The sequence below is a fragment of the Neisseria sp. P0019.S002 genome (genome assembly GCF_051957155.1).
Taxonomy (GTDB): domain Bacteria; phylum Pseudomonadota; class Gammaproteobacteria; order Burkholderiales; family Neisseriaceae; genus Neisseria; species Neisseria perflava.
The window spans coordinates 1-437 of sequence record NZ_JBQCWS010000165.1 but is presented as its reverse complement, the minus strand read 5'-3'; the positions used below and the strand labels follow the sequence as shown (position 1 = coordinate 437).

Annotated in this window: 1 pseudogene; it reads right to left on the bottom strand. The window is 48.7% G+C overall.

From position 1 onward, the window contains the following. Positions 1–324, bottom strand: a pseudogene (locus ACTHTY_RS12110) (F0F1 ATP synthase subunit beta); the annotation flags it as partial. Positions 325–437: the final 113 nt, after the last annotated feature.

Genomic DNA, 437 nt, shown 5'->3' with positions numbered 1-437 from the left:
ACTGGCGCTGCTCTTTTCGTTATCGATCGGACCTGCTTCATCAACAGGGGGACCAAATACGTTAACAATACGACCCAATGTACCGTTACCTACCGGCACAGTGATTGGCGCACCAGTATTGCTTACAGACATACCGCGTTTCATGCCGTCTGAACTACCCATTGCAATAATACGGACAACACCGTCACCCAGAAGTTGTTGAACTTCCAGAGTCAGACCGTTCTCGTCCAATTTCAGGGCATCGTAAACATGCGGGATAGCGTCGCTTGGAAATTCCACGTCAACCACCGCACCAATAACTTGTACGATTTTGCCTTGGCTCATTATCGTATCCTAATTTCCGGTTCAGGCTTCAGACGGCATTAAACTGCCGCTGCACCTGCTACAATTTCTGACAATTCTGTGGTAATCGCGGCGTGACGCGATTTGTTGTACAC